This window comes from uncultured Microbacterium sp. (assembly GCF_947489255.1).
Classification (GTDB): domain Bacteria; phylum Actinomycetota; class Actinomycetes; order Actinomycetales; family Microbacteriaceae; genus Microbacterium; species Microbacterium phycohabitans.
Genome location: NZ_CANLCY010000005.1, coordinates 194,794 through 220,312, shown reverse-complemented (window position 1 = coordinate 220,312; position 25,519 = coordinate 194,794). Strand labels below are relative to the sequence as shown.

Genomic DNA, 25,519 nt, shown 5'->3' with positions numbered 1-25,519 from the left:
CCCGTGCGCGTGGTCCACGGCATCCGATACGCCCGCGCACAGCGCTTCGGGCCTCCCGTTCCGGAGCCCCTCGGGCCGGACCGGCTCGGCGCCCGAGCGCCTCAGCCCGGCATCGAGGGCTCGGAGGACTGCCTGCATCTCACGGTCTGGGCACCGCTCGGCGCGACGGCCGCACCCGTCCTGGTCTGGATCCACGGCGGCGCCCATGTGAGTGGTGGCGTCGACGACCCCGTCACGGACGGCTCCCGTCTGGCTGCGACGCAGGGGCTGGTCGTCGTGGCGGTGCAGTACCGGCTCGGCGCCCTCGGACACCTCCTCGGTGACGGGACGGAGGAGAGACAGGATGCCGCGAACGCCGCGCTGCACGATCAACTCGCGGCCCTGCGCTGGGTGCAGGCTCACATCGCGGAGTTCGGCGGCGACGCGTCGGCGGTGACCCTCATGGGCCAGTCCGCGGGTGGCGTCGACGTGCTCGCGCACCTCAGCACCTCGGCCGGCGAGGGGCTGTTCCACCGCGCCATCGCGCACAGCTGCACGGCGGAGCGGGCGATGTCCCTCCCGCAGGCGGCACGCATCCGCGACGCGTTCCTCGCCGCCGCCGGCGTCGAGTCGATCCGCGAGGCGGCGGACCTGCCCGTCGCAGCGATCGTCCGGGCGCAGACGCGGGTCATCGATCGGTTCTCGGCGACGGCTCCGATCGACGCGCTGCCCTTCCGGCCCGTCATCGACGGGCGCCTTCTGCACGAGCGCCCACTGGAGGCCCTCGCCGCGGGCGCCGGTGCCGGTCTCCCGCTGTTGATCGGATCCGCGCGTCGTGAGGCCCTTCCGTGGATGTCAGGGGGCGTCGCGGAGGGCGCCGCCCTCGCCGCCCTGCTGGAGAGGATCGCGCCGTCGGCATCGATCGACGAGCTCGCGGCCGCGTACCGCGTCGACCGGGGTCGGCGCCCCGAGCTGCGGGAGCTGCGGGAGGCGGTGCTCTCCGAGGTGATGTACAGGTCGCCCGTCGACAGGGTCGTCGAGGCGCGCAGGGCGGCGCGCGGCACTGCCGAGACCTTCGTCTACGACTTCGACCCCGCCGGGCTCACCGGCGTCGATGCGGGGCACTCCGGCGATCTGCCGATGGTCTTCGGCACGTCGACGGCGTCGACCTCGGCGGGGCTTTCGTCGCGCATGGCCGCGGCGTGGGGCTCGTTCGCACGGGGCGGACGACCGTCGAGCGAGCCGAGCTGGGGCGATGCGGCTGAGGGGGTCTTCCGCTGGGGCGCCCGCCCGCGGATGATCTCCGCAAGTGATCCGGCCTTGCGCGCCGTCCTCACCGCGGCCGGCGCTGCGTGCGACCGGCTCTGACCGCCCGCCGCGTCGTCAGCGGCGGCGCGGGCGGACGCGAGCGGGGACGGGCCCACCGCGCTCGGGAATGCGCACGGCTCAGAACACGTACTCGAAGCACAGCGAGCGCGGCATCGTCTCCACGTACGGCTCGTACACGGGGATCGGCGTGAAGCCCGAGGCGGCGTACATGCGCAGGGACTCGGGTTGCATCCTGCCGCTCTGCAGGATCACGCGGGCCGCGCCTCCGCGATGCGCGAGGTCGACGACCTCGGCGGTGAGCGCGCGTCCCACGCCGCGGCGGCGCGCGGCCTCGACCACGATGAGGCGCTTGAGCTCCCATTCGTCGCCGAGACGTCGCAGCATCACATGCCCGAGCGGGGAGCCGTCGGCATCCACGGCGATCAGGGTCGCCACGATCTGCTCGGGGTGCACGGCCAACGCGGCGGCGCGCTTCGCGGCGACCTCGGGGGTGTCGTCGGCGTCGGCCTCGCGGTACCGCTCGCCGAGATCCTCGTCGAGGATGCCGCGCAGTTCGACGGCACGGGGGTCGTCGACGTCGACGGACTCGAGGTGGAAGGCGCGAACGTGCACCCGTCGAGCCTAGTTCGACCGTGCCACCGCGCCGCCGCTCCGCCATCACCGAGCCGCGCCGCGGCTCCGCCATCACCGAGCCGCGCCGCCGCCCCGCCGCACCGGCCCGCGCCGTCGACCACTCCTCCGCGCACGACCACGCCTTCGCACCCCGACCGCGCCGAGTCCGCCCCGACCGCGCCGGCGCAAGTCCGCGCTGGACCGCCCGCACGGCCCGGCGCAACCCCACGGCGCGTCGCGGCGGGCTCCGGTGCGGCGGGGCAGAATGAGCATGGGGGAGGTGTCGTGCCATGGAGCTCGCGCTGGGGTTGGTGGCGGTGAGTGCCGCCGTTGCGGCGGTCGTGCTCTTCGTCGCGATGCCGCGCATCGGCACCCCCGGTCGGACCACGCTCTTCCTGCGCTTCGCCGCCGTCGCCGGAATCTGCGCCGTCGGATCGAGCGCGATGTACTTCATCTACACGGCAGGCGGTGGCATCCTGAGCCTCGTCCTGGGGGATGTGGCGATGGTCCTCGCTCCCTCGCTCCTGCTCGTCGCGGTGAGCGTTCTCGACGGCCGCAGCGCTCGTCGCACCTCGGTGGCGATCGTGGCCCTGATCCTCGTCGTGGCGATCGTCACCGCGACCGTCCCGCTGCCGGGCTCGCTCGTCGTCAAAGCGCTCGCGCTCGCACTCGCCTGCGGGGCGTGCGCCGTCGCAGCGGTGCGCGCCGACATCGACCCCGTCTCGCCGGTACGGCTGATCGCCCTGACGAATGCCGTGTTCGCGGTCTACTGCGTCGCGCGCGTGGTCGTCGGAGCCGTCGCGGGATGGGACTCCGCGCTGTATCTCGTGGGGTTCTCGTACGCGCCCGCGACGGTTCTCGGCGCGGTCGCGGTCCTCCTGTGCGGGGTCGCCGTCATCCGCCTGCGTTTCGGTCGACACGCGCGGGTCGACGAGGCGGCCTGTCCGAACGGGGCCGTCGTCGTCGTCGGCGATTGGGAACTGGCCGTCGCCGCCTACGGCGCGGATCGCGTGCACGAGCTCGTGGCGCAACTCCGGCAGGCGGCTCGCGACCTCGATCCCCGCGCCGTCGAGGTGCCGCGCGGTTCCGAGCTGAGCATCCCGGATCCGCTACCGGCGGTGGAGGAGTGCCTGCGCAGCGATTACGGCTGGGCGGCGGAAGACGTGATCCTCCTCGTCGACGGCGCCTCCACGGCGGCGATCCGCACGCAGACCGGTCCCGTCCGCCCCCGGCGGTGGTGGGACCTCAGGCGGTCCTGAGTCTCGGCTAGGGTGGGACCGGGTTTCAGCTTTCGAAGGAGAACGCATGGACATCGAAGGAGCCTCCGCCCTCGTCACCGGCGGTGCCTCGGGCCTGGGACTGGCCACCGCGCGACGCCTCGCGGCGGCCGGCGCCCACGTCACCATCGTCGATCTGCCGACGTCGCCGGGCGCGCAGATCGCCGACGAACTGGGCGGCGCGTTCGCCGCCGCCGACGTCACCGACGCGGAACAGATCGCCGCGGCAGCCGCCCGCGCCGCCGATGCCGGCCCCCTGAGGGTGGTCGTGAACTGCGCCGGCATCGCGCCTCCCGCCAAGGTGCTCGACCGCGACGGGTCTCCGTCGTCGCTCGCCGACTTCGAGCGCGTCATCCGCGTCAACCTCATCGGCACGTACAACGTCATCGCCCAGACGTCCGCGGTCATGGCCACGACCGATCCGACCGACGGCGGCGACCGCGGCGTCATCGTCAACACCGCGAGCGTCGCGGCCTTCGACGGGCAGATCGGGCAGCCGGCCTACTCCGCGAGCAAGGGCGGCGTGCACGCGATGACGCTGCCGATCGCGCGAGAGCTCGCGCGCCACGGCATCCGGGTGTGCACCATCGCCCCGGGGATCATGGAGACGCCCATGCTGAAGGGCCTGCCCCAGGCCGCGCAGGATTCGCTCGGCCAGCAGGTGCCCTACCCCTCGCGCCTCGGCGCCCCCGACGAGTACGCGCGTCTCGTGCTCGCGATCGTCGACAACGGCTACCTGAACGGCGAGACGATCCGTCTCGACGGCGCGATCCGGATGGCACCGAAATGACCGACGGCATCCTGCTCCACGTCGAGGGCGGTCTCGCCCGCGTCACCTTCGACCGGCCCGCGTCGCTCAACGCGATGGACTTCCCCATGGCCCGCCGCTGGCGCGAGGTCGCGCACGAGGTCACCGCCGACTCCTCGGTCGCGGCGGTGATCCTGGATGCCAACGGCCCCGCGTTCTGCGCCGGGGGCGACGTGGTCGCGATGTCGACGAGCGGATCCTCCGGCGCGGACGTGACCGCGACCGCCGAGGCGATCCACGACGGCATCCGGACCTTCGCCGAGGCGCCGCTGCCGATGGTCGCCGCCGTCCAAGGGGCGGTCGCGGGAGGCGGGCTCGGCCTCATGCTCACGGCCGACTACGTCGTGGCGAGCGAGAACGCGCGCTTCGTCAGCCGCTACGCCAACATCGGCCTGACCCCCGACCTCGGCGTCTCGACGCTGCTGCCCGCGGCCATCGGCCAGCGTCGTGCCCTCCAGCTCCTGCTGCAGGATCGGATGCTGGATGCCGCGGAGGCCCTCGAGTGGGGCCTCGTCGCCGAGGTCGTGGCATCCACCGACCTGGCGGCGCGGGTCGACGAGATCGCCCGGTTCTGGCTCGACGGCGCGTCCGCGGCGTTCGCCCAGGCCACGCGTCTCGTGCGCGTCGGGGCAGGGCGCACGTTCGCCGAGAACCTCGCCGACGAGGCCGCCACCATCGGCGCGGCCTTCGACACCCCCGAGGCGCGGGCGCGCGTCGCCGCCTTCGCCGCCGCCTCCGCGAAAGGACGCTCATGATCCCCACCACCCCTCCAGCCGCCGCCGGCGCGGCGCCCGGAGCCTCGGGGGGCGCGGGCCCACTCTCCGGCAAGACCATCCTGATGTCGGGCGGGAGCCGCGGGATCGGCCTCGCGATCGCCCTGCGGGCGGCCCGTGACGGGGCGAACATCGCGATGCTCGCCAAGACCGACACCCCGCACCCGAAGCTCGAGGGCACGGTGCACACCGCCGCCGAGGCGATCCGCGAGGCGGGAGGTCGCGCGCTGCCGATCGTCGGCGACGTGCGCGACGAGGCGTCGATCACCGAGGCCGTCCTTCGGACCGTGGGCGAGTTCGGCGGCATCGACATCGTGGTCAACAACGCCAGCGTCATCGACCTCTCGGGCTCGCTCGAGCTCGCGACGAAGAAATACGACCTCATGCAGGACGTCAACGTGCGCGGGACGTTCCTTCTCTCGCGCGCCGCCCTTCCGCAGCTGAAGGATGCCGAGAACCCGCACATCCTCTCGCTCTCGCCGCCGTTGAACGTCACGCCGAAGTGGCTCGGCGCGCACACGGGGTACAGCCTCGCGAAGTTCGGCATGACGATGGCCACGCTGGGGCTGGCGTCGGAGTTCGCGAGCGACGGGATCGCGGCCAACACGCTGTGGCCGCGCACGACGATCGCGACCGCCGCGGTGCAGAACGTCATCGGCGGCGACCGGCTCATGGCGGTCTCGCGCAGGCCCGAGATCTACGCGGATGCGGCCTACGAGGTGCTGACGTCGCCCTCGCGCGAGCTCACGGGCCGGACGCTCATCGTCGAAGACGTGCTGGAAGCCGCGGGTGTGACGGACTTCTCCGGCTACGCCGCGGTGCCCGGAACCCCGGATGCCGCGATGTACCCGGACATCTTCCTGGACTGACGCGGGAGCCGCGCGGCCGTGACGCGCGCCTCGCGCCGGCACCGGGGTGCCTGAGTAGGGGTGCCGGGGCAGGGTTGCCGGGTTGTGGCCGGCGGTGACGCCCCTCGTGCCTCGATAAACGCCGACTCTGTCGAAACACGCCATGCAGCCGCGTGTCTCGGCAGGATCAGCGTTTATCAGCGCCGGGCGCCGGGCGCCGGGGCAGGGGCTCAGATCAAGCCCAGCTCCGCGAAGGCGTTGTGCACGCCGTCGTCGAGGACGGCGGTCGTCACGCGCCCGGCGAGGCGCTGCAGCTCGGGGACGGCATTGCCCATCGCGACCGGCGTCCCGACGACCTCGAACATCTCGACGTCGTTCCAGCTGTCGCCGATGCCGATGGCATCCGCCGCCGACAGCCCGAGCACGGACAGGACCTCGGTGATCGCGGAGCCCTTGGTGACCCCGGCCTGACCGATCTCGCCGTTCGACCCGCCGGGCAGCGGGATGGATCCCGGGATGACGTGGAACCCGTCGCCCAGGGCAGCGGCGGCATGCGCGACGGTGTCGGTCGAGGGGCTGACGAACACGGCCTTCGCGACCGCGTCGCGATCGACCTCCGACACCGGTCGCGGTTCGCGCCACAGCGGCTGCTCGGGCGGCAGCCCCTGCGCCTCGAGCTCGGCCGCGCGCTGCGCGTGGCGCTCGCGCCGGTACTCGGTCATCACCGGCCCCATGCCGTCGCTGGCATACACCCCGCCGTGGGTCTGGAGGAAGTAGTGGATGCCGTGGGCCTCGAAGTAGCGCTCGAGCTCCTCGACGTCTTCTCGCGGCATCGGGCGTTCCACGACCAGCTCGTCGCCGCGCATGGCGTAGGCGCCGCCGTTGGTGATCGCCCCGTCGAAGCCGATCGCGAGCACATCGGGGTGGATGTCGCCGGCGGACCGCCCGGTCGAGAGCCACACGAGGTGCCCGTTCTCGCGCGCGCGGCGGATCGCCGGCCCGGTCGAGTCGGCGATCACCGATCCGTGCTCGAGGATCGTGCCGTCGACGTCGAGGAAGGCGATGCGGGTCATGTGCACTCCAGAGGAGGATCGGCGCGGGCCACGGGGACCCGGGGCGACCCGGTCGGGGGAAGAGATGCGTCGTGGGGCGCGCCGCCGCGGGGGACGCCGCCCTCGTCACCGTATCGCGTTCCCCGGGGGCGGAGCGCCGGGCGGTTCGGCATCCGACGATCGTCGTGTACAGTCTGCGGTGGACATGTGACTGGTCATGCAGGCAGGATCCGAACGCAGCGCGAGAGCGCCGCCTTCGGGTCCTTTTTTGTTGCCCGGGCGGCGTCGGAGTCGACGTCGCGGCACGTGTCCTTCGAACCGAGGAAGGATTTCGATGACCACCCAGGACAGCGCCCGCGCGATCCTCGAGCACGTCGGCGGAGCGGCCAACGTGGCCTCGCTCCACCACTGCTCGACCCGCCTCCGCTTCACGCTCGCCGACGACTCGCAGGCCGATGAGGCCGCCCTCAAGGCCACGCCCGGTGTCATCGGCGTGGTACCGGGAGCGCAGACCCAGGTGATCGTGGGCTCGGGCGTCAACGACTACTTCCGCGAGATCGAGAAGATCCGCACCGGGAGCGGCACCCGTGCCGAGGTGCGCGTCGACGTCGCGAAGCCCAAGCTGACGGTGAAGCGCGCCGGGTCGGTGTTCATGGACTTCGTCGTCGGCGTCTTCACCCCGATCATCCCCGCCGTCGCCGGCGCCGGAATCTTCAAGTCGTTCCTCATCCTCGCCGTCGCGCTCGGCTGGCTGCAGACGACCGACCAGACCTACCAGGTTCTCACCGCGATCCCCGACGCGGTCTTCTTCTTCCTGCCGCTGCTGGTGACCTACACCGCCGCGAAGAAGCTCGACGTCAACATCCCGCTCGCGCTCGGCATCGTCGGCCTGCTGGTGTTCCCGACCTTCGCGGGTCTGCTGACGCAGGAGGGCGGCATCGCCCTGTTCGGTCTGACCGTGCCCGCGATCGCCTACAACGCGCAGGTCTTCCCCCCGATCCTCGCCGTGCTGCTGCTCGCCGTCGTCGAGCGCTTCGCCCGTCGCATCAGCCCCAGCGTGATCAGCACCTTCCTCGTGCCGCTGATCTGCTTCGTCGTCGTGGCGCCCGCGACGATCTTCCTGCTCGGTCCGCTCGGCTTCTTCCTCGGCACCCTGCTGACCGGAGCGATGCTGTGGCTGTACGGCACCCTCGGTTGGATCGCCGTCGCCCTGATGGCCGCCGCACTGCCGTTCATCGTCTCGGTCGGCATGCACAAGGCCTTCATCCCGCCCACTGTGGCCACCATGGCATCCGCCGGTCGGGAGAGCTTCTACCTCGTCGCCTCGCTCGCCCACAACCTCGCCGAGGCGGGCTCGAGCCTCGCCATCGCCGTGCGCACCAAGAACAAGACCCTCCGCGGGACCGCGATCTCGTCGGGCATCTCGGCCTTCTTCGGCATTACCGAGCCGGCGCTGTACGGCGTGACCCTGCAGAACCGTCGCGCGATCGTGTCGGTGGTCATCGGCTCGTTCGTCGGCGGCGCCTACCTCGGCATCGCGGCGATCTCGGCCTTCGCGCTCGTCAGCCCCGGAGCGGCATCCATCTCGATGTTCATCGACATGGCGAATCCGTGGAATCTGCTGCACGCCGTCATCGGCGCGCTCGTCGCCATGGTCGTCTCCTTCGTCGTCTCGCTCGTGATCTGGAAGGATTCCGACTCCGCGACCGTGCGTCTGCTCGATCAGCAGTCGGGTGCGGCGGCTCCGGTCGAGACCGCCGCCGGTGGGGTCCTGGCTCCGATGACCGGTGAGGTCATCTCCCTCGACGCGGTCGACGACCCGGTGTTCTCGGGCCGCATCCTCGGGCCCGGTGTTGCCATTCGTCCCACGGACGGCGAGGTGCGCGCCCCCATCAGCGGCATCGTGTCGAGCCTCCTCCCCTCGCGTCACGCCCTCGGCATCCTGGGCGACGACGGTCTCGAGGTGCTCGTGCACGTGGGCCTGGACACCGTCCGCCTTGAGGGTGCCCCGTTCACCGCGCACGTGACCCAGGGCGACCGGGTCGAGGCGGGCCAGCGCGTGCTGACCGCCGACCTCGCCGCGATCGAAGCGGCGGGTCTCGACATCACGACGCCCGTCGTCGTGCTCAACGGCGACGCGTACGACGTCGCACCCCTCGCCACGGGACGCATCGCCGCCGGCGACGCCCTGCTGGCCACCGACGCGAAGGAGACCGCGAATGGGATTGCCTGACGGATTCCTCTGGGGCGGCGCCCTCGCCGCCAACCAGGCCGAGGGTGCCTGGAACGAAGGGGGCCGCGGCCCCGCCGTCTCGGACGTGGCGAAATACCGTCCGAACGTCGACCCGCGCGAGTATGCGGTACATCACCGGCACACGCTCGAGAGCATCGCCGCGGCCATGGCCGACGACGACATCTCGCTCTACCCGAAGCGTCGCGGCATCGACTTCTACCACCGCTACCGCGAAGACCTCGCGCTGTTCGCGGAGATGGGCTTCACGGTGCTGCGCGTCTCGATCGCCTGGTCGCGCCTCTATCCCACCGGCGAGGAGCTCGACCCCAACGAGGAGGGGGTGGCCTTCTACCTCGACCTCTTCACGGAGATGCGCCGTCTCGGCATCCGTCCGCTGGTGACGCTGTCGCACTACGACCCGCCGCTGGCCCTCGCGCTGAAGAACAACGCGTGGGTCGACCGGGGGACGATCGCCCTGTTCGAGCGGTTCTCGCGCACCTGCTTCGAGCGGTTCGGCCACCTCGTCGACCTGTGGCTGTCGTTCAACGAGATCGACGGGATCATCCGCCACCCCTTCACCTCGGGCGGCATCATCGATGAGACCGTCGAGGGCTCGCTGGAGCAGGCCTGCTACACGGCGCTGCACCACCAGTTCGTGGCCTCGGCGTCGGTGACGAAGATGCTGCACGAGCTGTGGCCCGCCTCGGAGATGGGGTGCATGCTCACCATGCTCACCACGTACCCGAACACCTGTCACCCCGATGACGTCGCGGCCACCCAGGCCAAGGAGCGGATGCTGTACCTCTGCACCGACGTGCAGGCCGGCGGCGCCTACCCCCGGTTGGCGCTGAACGCCCTAGAGGCGAGGGGCGTCGTCATCCCGTTCGAGGATGGCGATGTCGAGCTGCTGCGCGACCACCCCGTCGACTACATCTCGTTCTCCTATTACATGACCCTCACCGAGTCGGTGAGACCGGATGCCGAGCGCACCCCGGGCAACACGGTGCTGGGGGTCAAGAACCCGTTCCTGGCGTCGAGCGAGTGGGGCTGGCAGATCGACCCCGTGGGCCTGCGCATCTCCCTCATCGACCTCTACGACCGGTACGGCAAACCGCTGTTCATCGTCGAGAACGGTCTCGGCATGCGCGACGAGCTCACCGACGAGGGCCGGATCCACGACCCGTACCGCATCGACTACTTCCGGTCGCACTTCGCGGAGATGATCCGCGCCGTGGACGAGGGTGTCGACCTGCGCGGGTACGCGAGCTGGGCGCCGATCGACATCATCAGCGCTTCGTCGTCGCAGATCTCGAAGAGGTACGGTTTCATCCACGTCGACCAGGACGACCTCGGCAACGGCACCGGTGAGCGACGTCGCAAGGACTCGTTCTTCTGGTACCGGAAGGTCATCGCCTCGAACGGGGCCGACCTGGCGTGATCGCCGCCTCGGCGCATCCCCCGGGGTCGACGGAGACACCCATGCAGATCATCAAGAAGGTGCTGAACTCCAGCGTCGTGCTCGTCGAGGACGAGCGCGGCGTGGAGCGCGTCCTGCTCGGCAAGGGCATCGGTTTCGGTGCCAAGCCGGGCGCCACCGTCGCGCCCGAGGACACCGACCGGGTGTTCGTCGCGCTCGACGACGCCGACCAGCGCAACCTCGTGGAGCTGCTCGCGCAGATCCCGGCGGAGTTCGTCGAGTTGACGAGGGCGATCGTGATGGATGCCGAGGGCAGCGGCATCCAGCTCGATCCGCACATCTACCTGACGCTCACCGATCACCTGCACTTCGCGGTGGAACGGTTGCGTCGGGGGCTGCGGGTGACGAATCGCCTCGCCTGGGAGGTGCGCACGGTCTACCCGACGGAGCACGAGGTGGGGCTGCGCGCCCTCGCGCTGCTGCGCGAGCGCACGGGGGCGGCGCTCCCCGACGAGGAGGCGGCGAACATCGCCTTCCATCTCGTCAACTCCGAGGTGGGGAGACCCGCCGTCGACTCGATGCGGGTCGTCGGACTCATCTCCGACATCAGCACCATCGTCACGCACTCCGGGGGAGTGGCCCTGGATGCCGACGACCTGCACACCCGCCGATTCCTCACGCACCTGCAGTTCTTCGCCGAGCGCCTGTTCTCCGACCGGCTCGCGGCGCAGGACGACGACCTGCTGTTCGCGACCATGACGGCCAAGCACCCGCGCGCGGTCGCCACGGCCGAGCGCATCCGCGCGTTCGTGCTCCGCGAGCACCGGGTCGCGATCTCCGACGAGGAGGTCGGCTACCTCGCCCTCCACATCGCTCGCGCTCAATCGAGCTGAACCCCGAAAGGTCCCCCCATGGCACAGCGCACCGCCGTCTTCGGCTCCTCCTCCGGCCTGCACTCCCGTCCCGCCGCCACCCTCGCCAAGGCGGCGACCGCGTCGAAGCACGCGGTCACCCTCGCCGCGGGCGGCACGTCCGTCGACGCCCGTAGCATCCTCGCGCTGCTGCAGCTGGGTGTGAAGACGGGCGACGAGGTGTCGCTGGAGGTGGACGGCCCGGAGGCCGACCGTGTCGCCGACGAACTCCAGGCACTGCTCGAGCAGGATCTCGACGCACCCTGACTCCGACGGCGCGAGGGATCGGTCCGGCGTCTCCCCCCGGCTCCGATCGGTCCCTCGCGCTCCTCTCTCCGCGTCTGCACGAAAGGTCCGCAGCATCATCCGAGCGGCCGGTCCGGCATCCGCACGGGCCGACGCGCCCAGCCGCGTCGCAGCCGCGCGCCGGTACCCTGGAAACCATGACCGATCAGCCCCCCGTGCGCACCACCACGCCCCGGCAGGCGCGCCCCGCGGGGGCGCCTGCCGACACCGCCGTCCGCGAGACGAAGCCGAAAGACGCCGGCGTCCGCCAGGTGCGCCCGAAGACCGAGGGCTGGCAGCAGGCGAAAGACGAGACCGGTCGTCCGCTGCTGCAGTTCGCGAGCCCCAAGCGCGGCAAGCCCCCCGTGCACCTCGCCGACCTCACCCACGACGAGCGCATCGCGAAGCTGAAGGAGCTCGGCCTCCCCGGCTTCCGCGCGAAGCAGCTCGAGAAGCACTACTTCACGCACTACACCTCCGACCCGGCCGCGATGACCGATCTGCCGGCATCCGGTCGCGAGGAACTCGTCGCGGGGATGCTGCCCCCGCTTCTCACCGAGGTGCGCCGGCTCGAGACGGATCGCGGCGACACGATCAAGTTCCTCTGGAAGCTGCACGACGGTGCGCTGGTCGAGTCGGTGCTCATGCGCTACCCCGGCCGCATCACGCTGTGCGTGTCGAGTCAGGCCGGCTGCGGCATGAACTGCCCGTTCTGCGCCACCGGCCAGGCGGGCCTGACCCGCAACATGTCGGCGGCCGAGATCATCGAGCAGATCGTGCGCGCCAACGCCCTCATCGCCGCCGGCGGCCTCGGCGGCAAGAAGAGCTCCGACCACTCGCTGGATCGCGTGTCGAACATCGTCTTCATGGGCATGGGCGAGCCGCTGGCCAACTACGCGCGCGTCATGCAGGCCGTGCGCGTCATGGTCGACAAGGACCACGGCCTCGGAATGAGCGCGCGCGGCATCACCGTGTCGACGGTCGGCCTGGTGCCGGCGATCAAGAAGCTCGCCGACGAGGACATCCCGGTGACCTTCGCCCTCTCGCTGCACGCGCCCGACGACGGACTGCGCGACGAGCTCATCCCGGTGAACTCGAAGTGGAAGGTCGACGAGGCACTGGATGCCGCCCGCTCCTACTTCGACAAGACCGGGCGCCGCGTGTCGATCGAATACGCCCTGATCAAGGACATGAACGACCACGCCTGGCGTGCCGATCTGCTCGCCGACAAGCTCAACGCCCGCGGTCGCGGCTGGGTGCACGTGAACCCCATCCCGCTGAACCCGACCCCGGGCTCGATCTGGACGGCATCCGAGGTGCCCGTGCAGAACGAGTTCGTGCGCCGTCTCAACGACGCCGGCATCCCCACGACCCTCCGCGACACCCGCGGCAAGGAGATCGACGGGGCGTGCGGTCAGCTCGTCGCGACGGAAGAAGACGAGGCGGCCGCCGAGGCGACGCCGGTCGGCTGATCCCGCGCGCGTCGGCGCACGGTCGTCAGCGCGCGACCGCCGTGACCACCAGGTTGTCGACGTAGTGGCCGCTGGCCGGGTCCCATGCCCCGGCGCACGTGACGAGCCGCAACTGCGGCGTCGGAGTGGGAGCGTAGATCGACTCGGTCGGGAAGCTGTCCTTCTCCACCGTCTGCAGCCCCGTGACGACGAAGTTCGCCGTCGAGCCGTCGGCGCGCTCGATCGCCACGGTGTCCCCCGGGGTGAGCCGGGGGAGGTCGATGAACACCGCGGGGCCGGTCGGGGAGTCGACATGGCCCGCGATCACCGCCGGGCCCACCTCGCCCGGCAGTACGCCCTTCTCGTACCAGCCGACGGCGTCGTAATCCTCGGGCGCCTGGATCCACCCGTCCGCTCCCCGGTCGAGGCCGACGAGGTCGGTGTCGACCCCGATGGCCGGGATGGAGATGTGCACCGGCGGCGCCGTGTTCGCCGACGCCGGAGCGACGGGGTCCTGGAACCCCGCCGCGGCACCGATGCCCGGTGCGGTCGTCCCCTGCCCCGCCGCGCCGTCGGCGCCGTCGGCGAGAGCCGGGCAACCGCCCAGCACGTCGCCCGACAACATGGCCGCGGTCAGGGCATTCCACGCCGACCCGTAGTAGGTGGGAGTGGATGCCGCGGTCTCGGCCATGCGTCGGAGGTCGGCGCGGGCGTCATCCGATCGTCCGTCCGCCGCCGACGCCGCGGCACGGGCGGCGTACGCGACGGGGTGCTGGTCGGTGGTGCGAGGTCCCGCCCCGGAATCCAGCTCCGCGGCGAGCACCTCGTCCTTCGGCAGCGCGGAGGAGATGCGTGCGGCCAGAGCCCGGTCGTCGGGGTCGCACGATTCGGCGTAGCGGATCGCCGTGCGCGCTGCGTCGTAGCCGTATCCCGGTTCGCCCCCGCCTCCGGCGGATCCGGCGATCGCCGCCGAGCCGTCCGCGCCGATGGTGGCCCAGTCGGTGGGGAGCGCGTTGGCGTCCAGCAGGGCGGCGGTCGCGGCGCGACTGCCCTCGGCGACCTCCGCCCACCGGGGATCACCCGACGCCCGCTCGAGCACGTCGTACGCGGCCGGTGACGCGTACGACGGGTTGTAGGCGTGGGGGGATGCCGTGGCCCACGGGCCCGGTAGGAGGATGCGCCCGAGCGAGGTCTCGGCCGTCATCTCGTCGAGCACCGCCGTGCCCAGCGCCACGCCCTGCTCGCGCAGGTCGTCGCGGTCGAAGGCGTCTCCGGCCAGCACGAGCGCCCGTGCGGCGTCCAGATCGGCGTCCGAGGCGGGTTGCTCGTCGACGACGCCGCCGTCCTTCCACTGCCACGAGAGGAGCAGGTCGTCGCGCTGGAGATTCGCGGTGGTCCAGTCCCAGATGCTGTCGAACCGCGACGGATCGTCGGCGGCCCCGGCCAGGAGCATGCCGTACGCCTGGCCTTCGCTCACGGTGTCGCCACCCTGGTCGGTGCGCACGACCCGCCCGTCTTCCACGTAGGCGTCGAGGAACGCCGTCGCCGACGCGACCGTGGACTGCTCCTGCGTCGAGGTGTCGGGGTCGACCGACGCGCTGCACGCCGCCACCGTCACGACGACGGCGGCCGACAGTGCGGCCCCGGCGAGGGCGCGGCGCGCGAGGCTCACGCGCCCGCCCGAGCCCGACGACGGATCAGGATGCCGGCCAGCGCGACGAGACCGAGCACGCCTGCGACGCCCGCCGCCGTGCCCGCCGCCGTGCCCGCCGCCGTGACCGAGGCGGCGGCGGTGCCGCCACCGCCGGTGTGGATGCCGCCCACCGGCATGTCGGCGAGCGTCGCGGAGTCGGTGATCGCCTGGGCCGTCAGCGCCCCCTTCGCGTCGTCGAGCACGAACACCGTCGAGACGGACCCCGCGGGCAGGTCGACGGCCGAGGTGGCGACCTCGTCGGCACCGGTCAGCGAGAGGTCCCACGAGCCCGCGGGGACCGCGGCGTAGTCGGTCGCGGAGCCGGCCGGCACGTCGCGGGCGATGACGCGTCCCTCGGTGGTGTCGACGTCGACGCTCGACTCCACCGTGGAGGCCTGCACCACGCGGACGCGCGCCTCGCCCTCCGCGGGGGCGGAGAGGTCGTCCTCGAAGACGGTGGTCGTGAGATCGGCATTGCGGCCGTACGCGGCCACGGTGAGCGGCTCGCCCTCGGCGATGTCGATCGACTGCTGCACGACCGGCTGCGTGCCGTCGGCCGCATCCGAGGGCACCATCGACACGACGTACGTGCCGTCGGCGAGGGGGATGTACGGACTCACAGCGCCGTAGGCGACGTCGTCGAGTTCGTACACGACGGCGCCGCCGGCGAGGGCGGTCAGCTGCACGTCGACGGATTTCGTGTCGGGCGAGAGGTGGGCCACACGGGCCCATCCACCCGGTGCGGCGTCGGCCGCGTGGGCGGCGGGGGCCACCGTCGCGGCGAGGCCGCAGGCGACGAGGGCGGCGGTCGCTCCCGCGGCGATCCGCGTGACGCGGCGGCGGGGGGAGGTCGTGGAGGCGAAGCGGAACATGACGGTCCTTTCGTGGGGGGAGGAGGGGATCACTCGGCGGGGCGCGGGAGCAGGTCGACGGGCTCGTCCGGCGAGAAGGTGATGACGACGCCCGCGTCACCGCGTTCGACCGACACAGGGCGCAGGGGCCCGGTCAGCGATTCGTAGAAGCTCAGCAGGGCGTCGGCTCCGGCGGCATCCGCCCGGGCGTCCTGTCCGGCGTAGGAGCTGACGATGAGCTGCCGGTGCACGCCGGAGGGGTCGCCCTCGAGCTGCGTGATGTCGGCCACATCGATGCGCCCCGAGGCCGAGAGCTGGCCGAGGGTCAGCAGGATGCGTCCGTCGACGACACCCGAGGTCAGCAGATCCTGCTCCTCGGCGGGGACGCCGACGTCGGGGTTCTTCAGCACCTGCTGGCCGGCGACCGATCGCGCGGCGTACAGGCCGTCGTCGGCCGCCTGTGCAAGAGCGGCCTGGTCGGTGTCGACCAGACGCACCTCGACCTTCTGGGCTCCGTCGCCGAACGAGGCGACGACCGCGCTGTTCTCGATCGCCTGACGCACGGTCGGAAATTCGGTGGGGAAGGTGCGCATCGAGTCGGTCGTGATGACGTAGTCGTAGTCGCGCCACCCGTCGGGGGCGAGCTCCTGCACGTCGGAGTCGGTGTCGGCTTTGTAGTACCAGACGACGTTCTCCCGCTCGAAGCCCGCGCGCACGAGGTCGACCCACATCGCGTCGTCGACGAGCATGCGCGAATCGGCGGGGGCGTTCTGCGTAATCCAGGACTCCGCGTCCCGCAGCGGCCGGTCGAGATCGGCGAGCAGGAAGCCGCGCAACTGCGCGGCCCACAGGGGACCCGCGGCGATGACGGCGACGACCAGGCCGGATGCCACGGCGACACCTCCGAGGCGTCGGAGGACGCCGTGCCCGCGCAGCGCTTCGACCGCGACCTGTCCCATCCCGGCCACGACGATCGCGGCGAACGGCAGCAGCATGATCACGTACGGGACGGGGAGGTACCCGCCGCGGAACATGAACGCCGTCAGCGCCAGCAGAGCGATGGCCCACGGGCGCAGACGACGCACGAACAGGCCGGCGACCGCGGCGGCGAGAGCCGTCACGATGAGCACGGCATCCAACTGCCACCACAGACCCACGGTGCGCGACATGAGGCTGTCGGGATCGAACAGCGAGCCGCTCCCCTCGCGCGACGCGAGCTGGAACGCCAGGCCGTCCCAGAGGCTCACGCGACCGGCCGCGGGCATGACCTCGCCCTTGACCGCGGCGAGGGCGACGTAGGTCAAGCCGATCAGCCCCAGGACGGCGGCGGCGACCGACACGGTGTACCGCCGGGTCGTGCGGTCCGCCCCACGCCACATGAACCAGGCGACGAGGGGGAGAGCGAGGAGGTAGGTCTCCTTGGTCAGCACGGCGACGCCGAACGCGGCGGCCGCGCCGATGTAGCCGGCGAGCTGGGCGCGCCGGCTCAGGGCCAGCAGAAGGGCGGCGAGCAGCCACGCGGTGGCGATGTTGTCGAGGTACACCTGGCGGTGGAACTGCACCGCGAGCGGCGACAGCAGGAAGAGGGCGACCGACAGGGATGCCGTGAGGCGTGCGAAGCCGATGCGACGCACCAGGAACCACAGCAGCACCGCGGCGACCGCGCTGGCGACGAGCATCGCCTCGCGAGCGGCGATGACGGCCACGTCGTAGCGGTCCCACGCGTCGGTGAGGCCGGCCCACGCCGCGATCTGGATCCAGCCGAGCGGGGGGTGGTCGTACCAATAGGTGTAGTGCGTGAGTTCGCCGAGGTTGCCGATGCTCCACGCCTGCGCGGCGTAGGTCCCCTCGTCGTCGATGCGCTGGGGCGAGCCGCCGAGGTTCGCGGCGTTGACGAGCAGTCCGAGCAGCAGGGGCGGCAGCAGCCAGAGGGCGTCGCCGAGGCGCGCCCGCCAGGCCGAGGCCCGTCGGCGCGCGTCCGAGGCGGTCCGGTCGTCGCGCGGGGGCGCCGCCGGGGAGCGGTCGAGTGTCGAGGTCATCGGGTCGCCTCCGTCGCGGCGGCGACGAGCACGCGCTCGTCGGTTTCGGGGGTGGTGGCGCCTTCGCGGTGGGCGCCGGTGTGCTCGGTCTTCTCCCAGCTGCCGTCGCCGCGCAGTTGGCGGACCACGGAACGCACGGCGGCCGCGGCGAGGAACACCTGGTAGGGCACGAGTCCGAGGACCAGGCGCACGTAGTCGCGCACGCGAACCTTCTTGCCGTACACGCGACCGAACTCGGTGAGTCCGGCGGCCTCCGCCACCAGGGTGATGACGGTGGGCACCAACGGCAGGAAGGTGATGAGTGCCACCGGTGTGGGCACCTTCACCAGCAGGATGAACGCGAGCGAGATGGGGATGAGCAGGCCGGTCGCCGCCTGCAGGAACGGCATGTTCAGCAGGTACCGGGCGTACATGCGCTGCCGCAGCGTCGGCAGCGCCTTCCACTCGCCCTTGCCGAGCACCTGCAGGAAGCCCTGGTTCCACCGCGTGCGCTGCTTGTACAGCGACTTCAGCGTCGGCGGGGTCTCTTCTCGAGTGACGTACTCGGGGTTGTAGGCGACGACGACCTTCGCGCCGTCGCTGGACAGGCGCACGCCGAGCTCGCAATCCTCGGCCAGGCACTGGTCGTCCCACCCGCGCGACCACTCGAGTCGCTCACGGGTGACGAACACGGTGTTGCCGCCGAGCGGGATGAATTTCGAGCGCGCGTGGAAGTGCAGCCGGGAGCGGAACCAGAAGTAGTACTCGAGCACGTTGCGCAGCGACCACCAGCTCGTCTCGAAGTTCATCAACTGCACGCCGCCCTGCACGACGTCGGCGCCGGTCTCCTGGAACTTCGAGTCGACGACGGTGAGGAGCCCCGGGTGCACCTCGTCTTCGGCGTCGAACACGCCCACGACGTCGCCGGTGGCGACCTGCAGGGCGCGGTTGAGCGCCTTGGGCTTGTTCTTGGGCACGCTGTCGTCGACGACGACTCTGATGAGCTCCGGATGCCGCGCGGCCGCCTGTCGCACGACCAGCTCCGTACCGGGGTCGTCGTGGCCGACGATCGCGATGATCTCGAAGTCGGGGTGGTCCTGCTGCGCCAGACGGTCGAGCGTCTGACCCATGACCTCCTCCTCGTGGCGACCGGGCACCAGCAGGGTGAACCGGTGCCGCGCGGGGAGCGGCGTCGAGCTGAACTGGGTGGCGCGCAGGTCATCGGCGGAACGCCACGCGTGCAGCATCCACCACAGCGTCGTCGTCGCGACGATCGTCAGGGCGAGCGCGAGGACGATGATCCCGCTGTAGCCGAGCCATTCGCCGACCGACCAGTCGGGCAGGAATCCCCCCGTCACGCTGGTTCCGGGCTGGGCGGGGAGGGGGATGTCGGTGGTGCCCGTCGATCCCTGGCCGGGGGCGGGCGCGACGGGCGTGAGGAGCGGCTCGGGAGTGGGATCGGGTGCGGCGGCGATCAGGGCGGCGTGCGGGAACGACAAAAGTCAACCTCCAGCGTCCACGTGGACGGTTCGAGGGCGGTAAGGGGACGTGCGGCGACCGGGGGCGAATCTCCCCGCACGAGTGGTCATCCGGGGCGGGGAGGGGGGATGGTTTGGAGGAATCAGGCTTCTCCCAGCCTGCTCTGCGTTGTTTCCCCGCCATGCCGACGGGGTGCGACGGGGCGTCCGGGGCGCTGCGACCGCCAGACTGGGCGCATGAGCGAGAACGTCGTCGAGGTCGAGAACCTGCGCAAGACCTACCGCGGCGGCGTCGAGGCGCTGCGCGGGGTCTCCTTCGACATCCGCCGCGGAGAGACGTTCGCGGTGCTCGGGCCGAACGGCGCCGGCAAGAGCACCGTCATCGAGATCCTCGAGGGCTACCGCGACCGCACGAGCGGCGAGGTGCGCGTGCTCGGCGTCGATCCGCACCGCGGCGGACTCGACTGGAAGGCGCGGCTCGGCATCGTGCTGCAGAACACCGGCGAGGCGCCCACCGCCACCGTGCGGGAGCTGCTCGCCCACTTCGCCTCGTTCTACCCGCGGCCCCGCGACGTCGACGAGGTCATCGCGTCGGTGGGGCTGACCGAGAAGGCCAAGGTGAGTGTGCGGAAGCTGTCGGGCGGGCAGCGTCGTCGCGTCGACGTGGCACTCGGCATCATCGGTCGCCCTGAGCTGCTGTTCCTCGACGAGCCGACGACGGGCTTCGACCCCGAGGTGCGGCGGCAGTTCTGGGACCTCATCCGCCGTCTGCAGAGCGAGGGCACCTCGATCCTGCTGACCACCCACTACCTCGACGAGGCCTCCGAGCTCGCGGAACGCGCGGCGATCATCGTCGCCGGGGAGGTGGCATCCGTCGGCCGGATCGATGACCTGGGCGGTCCCGGGGCGCGCGTGCCGATCGTGCGGTGGCGCGAGGGCGGCGAGGTGCGCGAGGAGCGCACCCACGAACCCGGGGCGGTGGTGGCAGAGCTCGTCGCGCGCGGAGGCGAGCCCGAGCGTCTCGAGATCGTGCGCCCGAGCCTCGAAGACGTCTACCTGTCGTTCCTCGGCGACGAGGCGCGCCGCACGACCGCGGCCGGGGGCGCGGCATGAGCCGCATCCTGCGTCTGGGCGCCTCGCGCATCGCGTTCGAGGTGCGCTCGTACTTCCGCCAGGGCGACTCGGTGTTCTTCACGTTCCTGTTCCCCGTGATGATCCTGCTCATCTTCGCCGTCGCTTTCGACGCGCAGACCTTCGGTCCTCCGGGCGATGAGGTGGATGCCGCGCAGTTCTACCTCCCCGCGATGCTCGCCGCCGGCGTGCTGCTCTCGGGTCTGCAGAACATGTCGATCGACATCGCGATGGAGCGCAGCGACGGCACCCTCAAGCGCCTCGGCGGAACGCCGCTGAGCCCGGTGTCGTACTTCATCGGCAAGCTCGGCCAGGTGCTGGTGACGGGCTTTCTGCAGTCGGCGCTGCTGATCGTGGTCGCGGCGGTGTTCTTCGGGGTGCCGCTGCCGACCGATCCCGAGCGCTGGCTGACGTTCGCGTGGGTGTTCCTGCTGGGCGTGACGACCTGCGCGATCCTCGGCATCGGCCTGTCTGCGCTGCCGCGCACCGGCCGCAGCGCCACGGGCGTCGTCATCCCGATCGTGCTGCTGCTGCAGTTCATCTCGGGCGTCTACATCAACTTCGCCGCCCTGCCGGAGTGGCTGCAGAACGTCGCGAGCGTCTTCCCGCTCAAGTGGCTCGCGCAGGGGTTCCGCTCGGTGTTCCTGCCCGAGGGCTTCGCCGCCGCCGAACCGTCGGGCTCGTGGGACCACCCGCTCATCCTGCTCGTGACGGGGTTGTGGCTGGTGGTGGGTCTCGCCGTCGTCCGGGTGACGTTCCGGTGGATCCGCAAGGACGCGTGAGGCCGCCTCGCGGGAACCACCCCCCCGGATCGATAAACGCTCTCCGTGTGGAGAAACGCCTTCCCTCCGCGTTTCTCGTCACGGGTGGCGTTTATCGGGGGAGGGGGCGGATGCCGCGGCCCCGATGTCGCAGGCCCGGTCTAGCGTGGATACATGGTCGCTTATCGCTATCTCGGTAACAGTGGATTCAAGATCTCGGAGATCACCCTGGGCAACTGGGTGACCCACGGGTCGCAGGTCGGTGACGACGCCGCGATCAAGACCGTGCACGCCGCCCTCGACGCGGGGATCACGACGTTCGACACCGCCGACACCTACGCCAACACCGCCGCGGAGACCGTGCTCGGCACGGCCCTCGAGGGGCAGCGGCGCGAGTCGCTCGAGATCTTCACCAAGGTCTATTTCCCCACCGGCCCCGGGGGCCCCAACGACACCGGCCTGAGCCGCAAGCACATCATGGACTCGATCAACGGGTCGCTGAAGCGCCTCGGCACCGACTACGTCGATCTCTATCAGGCCCACCGCTTCGACTACGAGACGCCGCTCGAAGAGACCTTCCAGGCCTTCGCCGACGTCGTGCGCCAGGGCAAGGCGCTGTACATCGGCGTCTCGGAGTGGACCGCGGAGCAGCTGCGCGAGGGTCATGCGCTCGCGAAGCAGCTCGGCATCCAGCTCATCTCCAACCAGCCGCAGTACTCGATGCTGTGGCGCGTCATCGAGGGCAAGGTCGTGCCGACGAGCGAGGAGCTCGGCATCTCGCAGATCGTCTGGTCGCCCATGGCGCAGGGCGTGCTGAGCGGCAAGTACCTGCCCGGTCAGCCCGTGCCCGAGGGCTCGCGCGCGACGGACGAGAAGAGCGGCGCGAACTTCATCAAGAGGTTCTTGAACGACGACACCCTCGAGGCCGTCCAGCGTCTGAAGCCCATCGCCGACGAGGCCGGGCTCACGATGCCCCAGCTCGCGATCGCGTGGGTGCTACAGAACCCCAACATCGCCGCGGCCCTGGTCGGCGCGTCGCGACCGGAGCAGCTGCAGGACACCGTCAAGGCGTCGGGGGTGACCCTGGATGCCGATGCCCTCGCGGCCATCGATGAGGCCCTGGGCGACGCGGTGTTCTCCGACCCCGAGAACACCTACGAGGTGTCGCCGAAGCAGCGCCTGGTCTGATCCCCTCCTGTGCGGGGCCCGAGCGAAGCCTCAGGCCCCGCACAGGAGAGAGCAGGGTCGGCGTCGTACTCTCTCCGAATGTCCTTTTCCGCTCACCGGCCTGGCCGTTTCGGCTCCGATGGCCGCATCGAGTTCACGACGGACGAGGAACGCGAGCAGTATCTCGACGACATCCTCGCCGCACAGAACGCGGCGAACCCCGACGCCGACGCGCACGACCACACCTCCGAGCCGTGGGGTGCGCCGCCCGCCGACGACGAGCCGCGCGACCCCTTCGTTGACGACGAGACCCTCCCGATCGACCGCGACGCCACTTCTCCCAACGACGACGCCCCCGTCGAAGACGCCCCCCTCGCCGACGAGCACGACACCGTCGTGATCGACCGCGAGAACCGCACGGATGCCGATGCCCACGCCGAGGCGCACGACGCCCCGGAGCAGGTGCTCGCGGCCCCCGCCGTGGCATCCATCCCGGTGACCGCCGAGCCGCGGCCCCCGCGCCTGCGCCGCTCCGACCCGCGCCGCCCCAAGCTCTCGCTGATCCGGCGCATGGCCGTGCTCGGCGGCGCCGACAACGACGTGCTCGACGAGGTGCCCGAAGAGGTTCCGCGCTTCGTGCAGATGTTCCTCGTTCTCGGGGGCACCGCGCTCGTCTCGGCGCTGTCGATGATGTTCGCCCTGCTCACCGGTGTGCGCGTCAGCATCCTGCTCGCGATCCCCCTCGCGATCGTGTGGGGCCTCATCATCTTCAACCTCGACCGCTTCCTCACCTCGACGATGCGCTCGACCAAGAACGTCTTCCGCCTGCTCGGTCTCGCCTTCCCGCGCGTGATCATGGCGGCGCTCATCGGGATCGTCGTGGCCGAGCCGCTCGTGCTGCAGGTGTTCCAGAACGACATCGCCCGCGAGGTGAACGCGACCAACGTCACCCAGGCGCTGACCGATCAGGATGCCGTGACCAGCGGCCCCGAGAAGCAGGCCCTCGACGCCGCGTCCGCCCAGGTCTCGGCGCTCGAAAACCAGGCCGCGACAGGCATCGTCACGGGCACCTCCTCGACCTCGGCCGAATCCGCCGCCGCCCAGCAGACCGTCGATCAGCTGACGCAGCAGCTCGCCGCCCAGCAGACCGTGATCGACCAGGCGCGCGCGGTGTACCAGTGCGAGCTGACCGGCCAGGGTGCCGGCACCGTGCCCGGCTGCACCGGAGTGGCCGGCGACGGGGCCAGCAGCGACGCGGCGCAGGCGCAGCTCGCCCAGGCGCAGTCGGCCTACGACGCGCTGTCGACGCAGTTGCAGCAGGCGCAGTCCACCCTCGCCGCCGCCAACACCGCCGGCGCCGAGGCCGCGGCATCCTCCGCCGACCAGAACAAGCAGCAGGCCGAAGACCAGCTCCCCGCCGCGCGACAGCAGTACGAGGCGGCCCTCGCCGCCTACAACGCCCGCGCGTCGTCGGTGGCCGACGGCAATGCGGGAGCGGTGGGTCTGCTCAGCCAGATCACGGCCCTCGAGCGCCTGTCGGATCGCGAGCCGGTGCTGCGCTGGGCGCACTATCTCATCGCGGCGCTGTTCTTCATGATCGAGCTGCTCCCGGTGATCGTGAAGGTGCTGACGAGCTTCGGCGGCCCCTCGCTGTACGAGAAGGCCGAGAAGATGCGCGGTCAGATCGCCCTCGACCGGGTCTCGGCGCGCACCTTCCGCAAGCGCGCCGACATCATCGCCGACGAGGCGAACCGGGTACCGGCCACGGTGGCCTGATGGTCGTCCGCAGCGCCGGGCTCCTGCTGTACCGGCTGGAGCCTTCGCCGCAGGTGCTCATCGCGCACATGGGCGGGCCGTTCTGGGCGAAGAAGGACGCCGGGGCGTGGTCGATCCCGAAGGGCGAGTACGACCCAGACACCGAGGACGCCCTGGGTGCCGCTCACCGCGAGTTCCGCGAGGAGCTCGGCGTCGAGCCGCCCGAGACGGAGTGGGCCGAGCTCGGCACCTTCGCGTACAGCAGCGGCAAGAAGATCGTCGTCTTCTGCGGCGACGGCGCCGGGTTCACGGCATTCGCCTTCACGTTCGGCACCTTCGAGATGGAGTGGCCGCCCCGCTCGGGGCGCACGGCGTCGTTCCCCGAGGTCGACCGCGCGGAGTGGATGGACCTGGATGCCGCGCGCGAGGCGCTCGTGAAGGGCCAGCGTCCCGTGATCGACGCGCTCGAGAGGGCGCTGCCGAGCGCCTGACGCCCGCCGGGCGCTCATGCCCATGGTCGAGTGTCCAGGACATGCCGCGTCCGGGTCGTCCCACACGGCGTGTCGTGGACACTCGACCGGAGTCGAGTCGGTGAGGGCCAGGACGCACCGTCCGCGAGACGGGAGGGGGCGGTACGTCCTGGACGACTCCGGGAGGGGTCAGGCCCCGCGGCGCGACGCCGTCACGGGCGCAGCAGCACCTTGCCGACGCGGGGCGAGTCGCTCGCGCGCGCGGCCTCGCGGGCGTCCTCGAGGGCGAAGGTCGCCGCGACGGGGAGGGTCAGGGTGCCGTCGGCGAGGTAGCGCGACAGTTCGCCGAACAGGGCGCCGCGGGTCTCGGCATCCATCGTCTTGCTGACGACGCTGCCCCAGAAGCCCTTGACGGTGGCCTGGCGGAAGATGATGTCGCCGGCCGAGAGCTCGAGCTGGCCCGCGCCCATCGAGCCGAAGATCACGAGCGTGCCGTTCTCGCTCAGCAGCGACAGCACGTCGTTGCTCGCCGAGCCTCCGACCGAGTCGACGCCGGCGACGATGCGTGCGCCGTCGGCGAGGGCGAGAGCGGCGTCGCGCCAGCCTTCGGCGTCGGTCGAGACGACGTTGTCGATGCCCTGCTCGGCGAGTTCGGCGACGGCGCTCCGGCGGCGCACGAGGCCGATCACGTGGATGCCGCGGGCCTTGGCGATCTGCGCGACCATGCGGCCGACGGCGCCGTTGGCGGTGTTCTGCACGATCCAGTCGCCCGGCTGCAGGTCGAGGGAGTGCAGAAGGCTGATGGCACTGAAGGGCATCGACACGAGCTGCGAGGCGACCTCGTCGCTCAGGCCGTCGGCGACGGGGATGAGGCCCGCGGCCTTGGTGACGACCTGTTCGGCCCAGACGCCGAAGGTTCCGCCGGTGGCCACGCGCTGGCCGACGGTGAGGCCCTCGACGCCCTCGCCGAGCTCCTCGACGATGCCGACCGCTTCGGTGCCGGCCCGCGCGGGCAGGTCGGGCTTGAAGCCGTAGGTGCCGCGGATGGTCCATAGGTCGTGGTTGTGGATGGGCGACAGCAGCACGCGCAGACGCACCTCGCCGGGGCCGGGGGTCGGGGTCTCGACCTCTTCGACGCCGAGGACGTCGGCGGGCTCGCCGAACTCGTGGTGGATGACTGCGCGCATGGAATGCCTCCTGTGGTTATTTTGTAACGACCG

General features: G+C 71.2%; 22 protein-coding genes. 15 read left to right on the top strand and 7 right to left on the bottom strand.

Going from position 1 to position 25,519, the window contains the following annotated elements:
- Positions 1-3 precede the first annotated feature (3 nt).
- The gene (locus Q0818_RS14335) at positions 4-1,347 is read left to right on the top strand and encodes a carboxylesterase family protein (RefSeq protein WP_298876287.1); all 1,344 of its coding nucleotides are present in this window, start codon (positions 4-6) and stop codon (positions 1,345-1,347) included.
- A gap of 78 nt (positions 1,348-1,425) precedes the next feature.
- Here Q0818_RS14335 and Q0818_RS14330 read toward each other — a convergent pair whose 3' ends face one another.
- The gene (locus Q0818_RS14330) at positions 1,426-1,920 is read right to left on the bottom strand and encodes a GNAT family N-acetyltransferase (protein WP_298876285.1); all 495 of its coding nucleotides are present in this window, start codon (positions 1,918-1,920) and stop codon (positions 1,426-1,428) included.
- 290 nt (positions 1,921-2,210) lie between these two features.
- On the opposite strand from Q0818_RS14330, the gene Q0818_RS14325 reads away from it, so the two are divergent.
- The 4 genes from Q0818_RS14325 to Q0818_RS14310 are packed head-to-tail and all read left to right on the top strand — an operon-like array spanning position 2,211 to position 5,647.
- On the top strand, positions 2,211-3,179 hold the full coding sequence (locus Q0818_RS14325; protein ID WP_298876283.1) for a hypothetical protein: 969 nt from the start codon (positions 2,211-2,213) through the stop codon (positions 3,177-3,179).
- A gap of 46 nt (positions 3,180-3,225) precedes the next feature.
- Complete coding sequence (locus tag Q0818_RS14320) at positions 3,226-3,987, top strand: SDR family NAD(P)-dependent oxidoreductase (protein ID WP_298876280.1); 762 nt, start codon at positions 3,226-3,228, stop codon at positions 3,985-3,987.
- Positions 3,984-4,760: an enoyl-CoA hydratase/isomerase family protein gene (locus Q0818_RS14315; protein WP_298876277.1), complete on the top strand. Its 777-nt coding sequence runs from the start codon at positions 3,984-3,986 to the stop codon at positions 4,758-4,760. Before Q0818_RS14320 ends, Q0818_RS14315 begins: the two co-directional genes overlap by 4 nt.
- On the top strand, positions 4,757-5,647 hold the full coding sequence (locus Q0818_RS14310; RefSeq protein ID WP_298876274.1) for an NAD(P)-dependent oxidoreductase: 891 nt from the start codon (positions 4,757-4,759) through the stop codon (positions 5,645-5,647). Before Q0818_RS14315 ends, Q0818_RS14310 begins: the two co-directional genes overlap by 4 nt.
- Positions 5,648-5,856: 209 nt before the next feature.
- On the opposite strand, the gene Q0818_RS14305 is transcribed toward Q0818_RS14310, so the two are convergent.
- Entirely contained in the window at positions 5,857-6,699 is an 843-nt protein-coding gene (locus tag Q0818_RS14305; RefSeq protein ID WP_298876271.1) for a Cof-type HAD-IIB family hydrolase, read from the bottom strand.
- A 313-nt stretch (positions 6,700-7,012) separates the two neighbouring features.
- On the opposite strand from Q0818_RS14305, the gene Q0818_RS14300 reads away from it, so the two are divergent.
- The 5 genes from Q0818_RS14300 (at position 7,013) to rlmN (ending at position 12,996) form a co-directional block, all read left to right on the top strand.
- Complete coding sequence (locus Q0818_RS14300; protein WP_298876268.1) at positions 7,013-8,911, top strand: beta-glucoside-specific PTS transporter subunit IIABC; 1,899 nt, start codon at positions 7,013-7,015, stop codon at positions 8,909-8,911.
- The gene (locus tag Q0818_RS14295; protein ID WP_298876266.1) at positions 8,898-10,349 is read left to right on the top strand and encodes a family 1 glycosylhydrolase; all 1,452 of its coding nucleotides are present in this window, start codon (positions 8,898-8,900) and stop codon (positions 10,347-10,349) included. The genes Q0818_RS14300 and Q0818_RS14295 overlap by 14 nt, the downstream gene beginning before the upstream one ends.
- 41 nt (positions 10,350-10,390) lie before the next feature.
- Positions 10,391-11,221, top strand: a complete 831-nt coding sequence (locus Q0818_RS14290) for a PRD domain-containing protein (RefSeq protein ID WP_298876263.1) — start codon at positions 10,391-10,393, stop codon at positions 11,219-11,221.
- Positions 11,222-11,239: 18 nt separating this feature from the next.
- The gene (locus tag Q0818_RS14285) at positions 11,240-11,506 is read left to right on the top strand and encodes an HPr family phosphocarrier protein (RefSeq protein WP_298876260.1); all 267 of its coding nucleotides are present in this window, start codon (positions 11,240-11,242) and stop codon (positions 11,504-11,506) included.
- 176 nt (positions 11,507-11,682) lie between these two features.
- Positions 11,683-12,996 (top strand): 23S rRNA (adenine(2503)-C(2))-methyltransferase RlmN, encoded by a 1,314-nt coding sequence (gene rlmN, locus Q0818_RS14280; protein ID WP_298876257.1) that lies wholly within the window; start codon positions 11,683-11,685, stop codon positions 12,994-12,996.
- A gap of 25 nt (positions 12,997-13,021) precedes the next feature.
- Here rlmN and Q0818_RS14275 read toward each other — a convergent pair whose 3' ends face one another.
- Genes Q0818_RS14275 through Q0818_RS14260 form a run of 4 tightly spaced genes read right to left on the bottom strand, consistent with a single transcriptional unit; the run spans position 13,022 to position 19,036 of the window.
- The gene (locus Q0818_RS14275; protein ID WP_298876254.1) at positions 13,022-14,647 is read right to left on the bottom strand and encodes a class F sortase; all 1,626 of its coding nucleotides are present in this window, start codon (positions 14,645-14,647) and stop codon (positions 13,022-13,024) included.
- Entirely contained in the window at positions 14,644-15,540 is an 897-nt protein-coding gene (locus tag Q0818_RS14270; RefSeq protein ID WP_298876252.1) for a DUF4397 domain-containing protein, read from the bottom strand. Before Q0818_RS14270 ends, Q0818_RS14275 begins: the two co-directional genes overlap by 4 nt.
- A gap of 29 nt (positions 15,541-15,569) precedes the next feature.
- Positions 15,570-17,558, bottom strand: a complete 1,989-nt coding sequence (locus Q0818_RS14265; protein WP_298876250.1) for a glycosyltransferase family 39 protein — start codon at positions 17,556-17,558, stop codon at positions 15,570-15,572.
- Positions 17,555-19,036, bottom strand: coding sequence for a glycosyltransferase family 2 protein (locus Q0818_RS14260; protein WP_298876247.1), 1,482 nt, complete (start codon positions 19,034-19,036; stop codon positions 17,555-17,557). The genes Q0818_RS14265 and Q0818_RS14260 overlap by 4 nt, the downstream gene beginning before the upstream one ends.
- Before the next feature lie 216 nt (positions 19,037-19,252).
- Here Q0818_RS14260 and Q0818_RS14255 point away from each other — a divergent pair, with 216 nt between their 5' ends.
- The 5 genes from Q0818_RS14255 (at position 19,253) to Q0818_RS14235 (ending at position 24,320) form a co-directional block, all read left to right on the top strand.
- Positions 19,253-20,128, top strand: a complete 876-nt coding sequence (locus Q0818_RS14255; RefSeq protein WP_298876244.1) for an ABC transporter ATP-binding protein — start codon at positions 19,253-19,255, stop codon at positions 20,126-20,128.
- On the top strand, positions 20,125-20,928 hold the full coding sequence (locus tag Q0818_RS14250) for an ABC transporter permease (protein ID WP_298876241.1): 804 nt from the start codon (positions 20,125-20,127) through the stop codon (positions 20,926-20,928). The genes Q0818_RS14255 and Q0818_RS14250 overlap by 4 nt, the downstream gene beginning before the upstream one ends.
- Positions 20,929-21,081: 153 nt before the next feature.
- Entirely contained in the window at positions 21,082-22,095 is a 1,014-nt protein-coding gene (locus Q0818_RS14245; protein WP_298876239.1) for an aldo/keto reductase family protein, read from the top strand.
- A 78-nt stretch (positions 22,096-22,173) separates the two neighbouring features.
- On the top strand, positions 22,174-23,850 hold the full coding sequence (locus tag Q0818_RS14240) for a DUF4407 domain-containing protein (RefSeq protein ID WP_298876237.1): 1,677 nt from the start codon (positions 22,174-22,176) through the stop codon (positions 23,848-23,850).
- Positions 23,850-24,320 carry an NUDIX domain-containing protein gene (locus Q0818_RS14235; protein ID WP_298876235.1) on the top strand — a complete coding sequence of 157 codons (471 nt, stop codon included), beginning with the start codon at positions 23,850-23,852 and terminating at the stop codon, positions 24,318-24,320. Before Q0818_RS14240 ends, Q0818_RS14235 begins: the two co-directional genes overlap by 1 nt.
- A gap of 191 nt (positions 24,321-24,511) precedes the next feature.
- Here the strand turns inward: Q0818_RS14235 and Q0818_RS14230 are convergent, their stop codons facing one another.
- Entirely contained in the window at positions 24,512-25,486 is a 975-nt protein-coding gene (locus tag Q0818_RS14230; RefSeq protein ID WP_298876233.1) for a zinc-binding dehydrogenase, read from the bottom strand.
- Between the last annotated feature and the right edge of the window lie 33 nt (positions 25,487-25,519).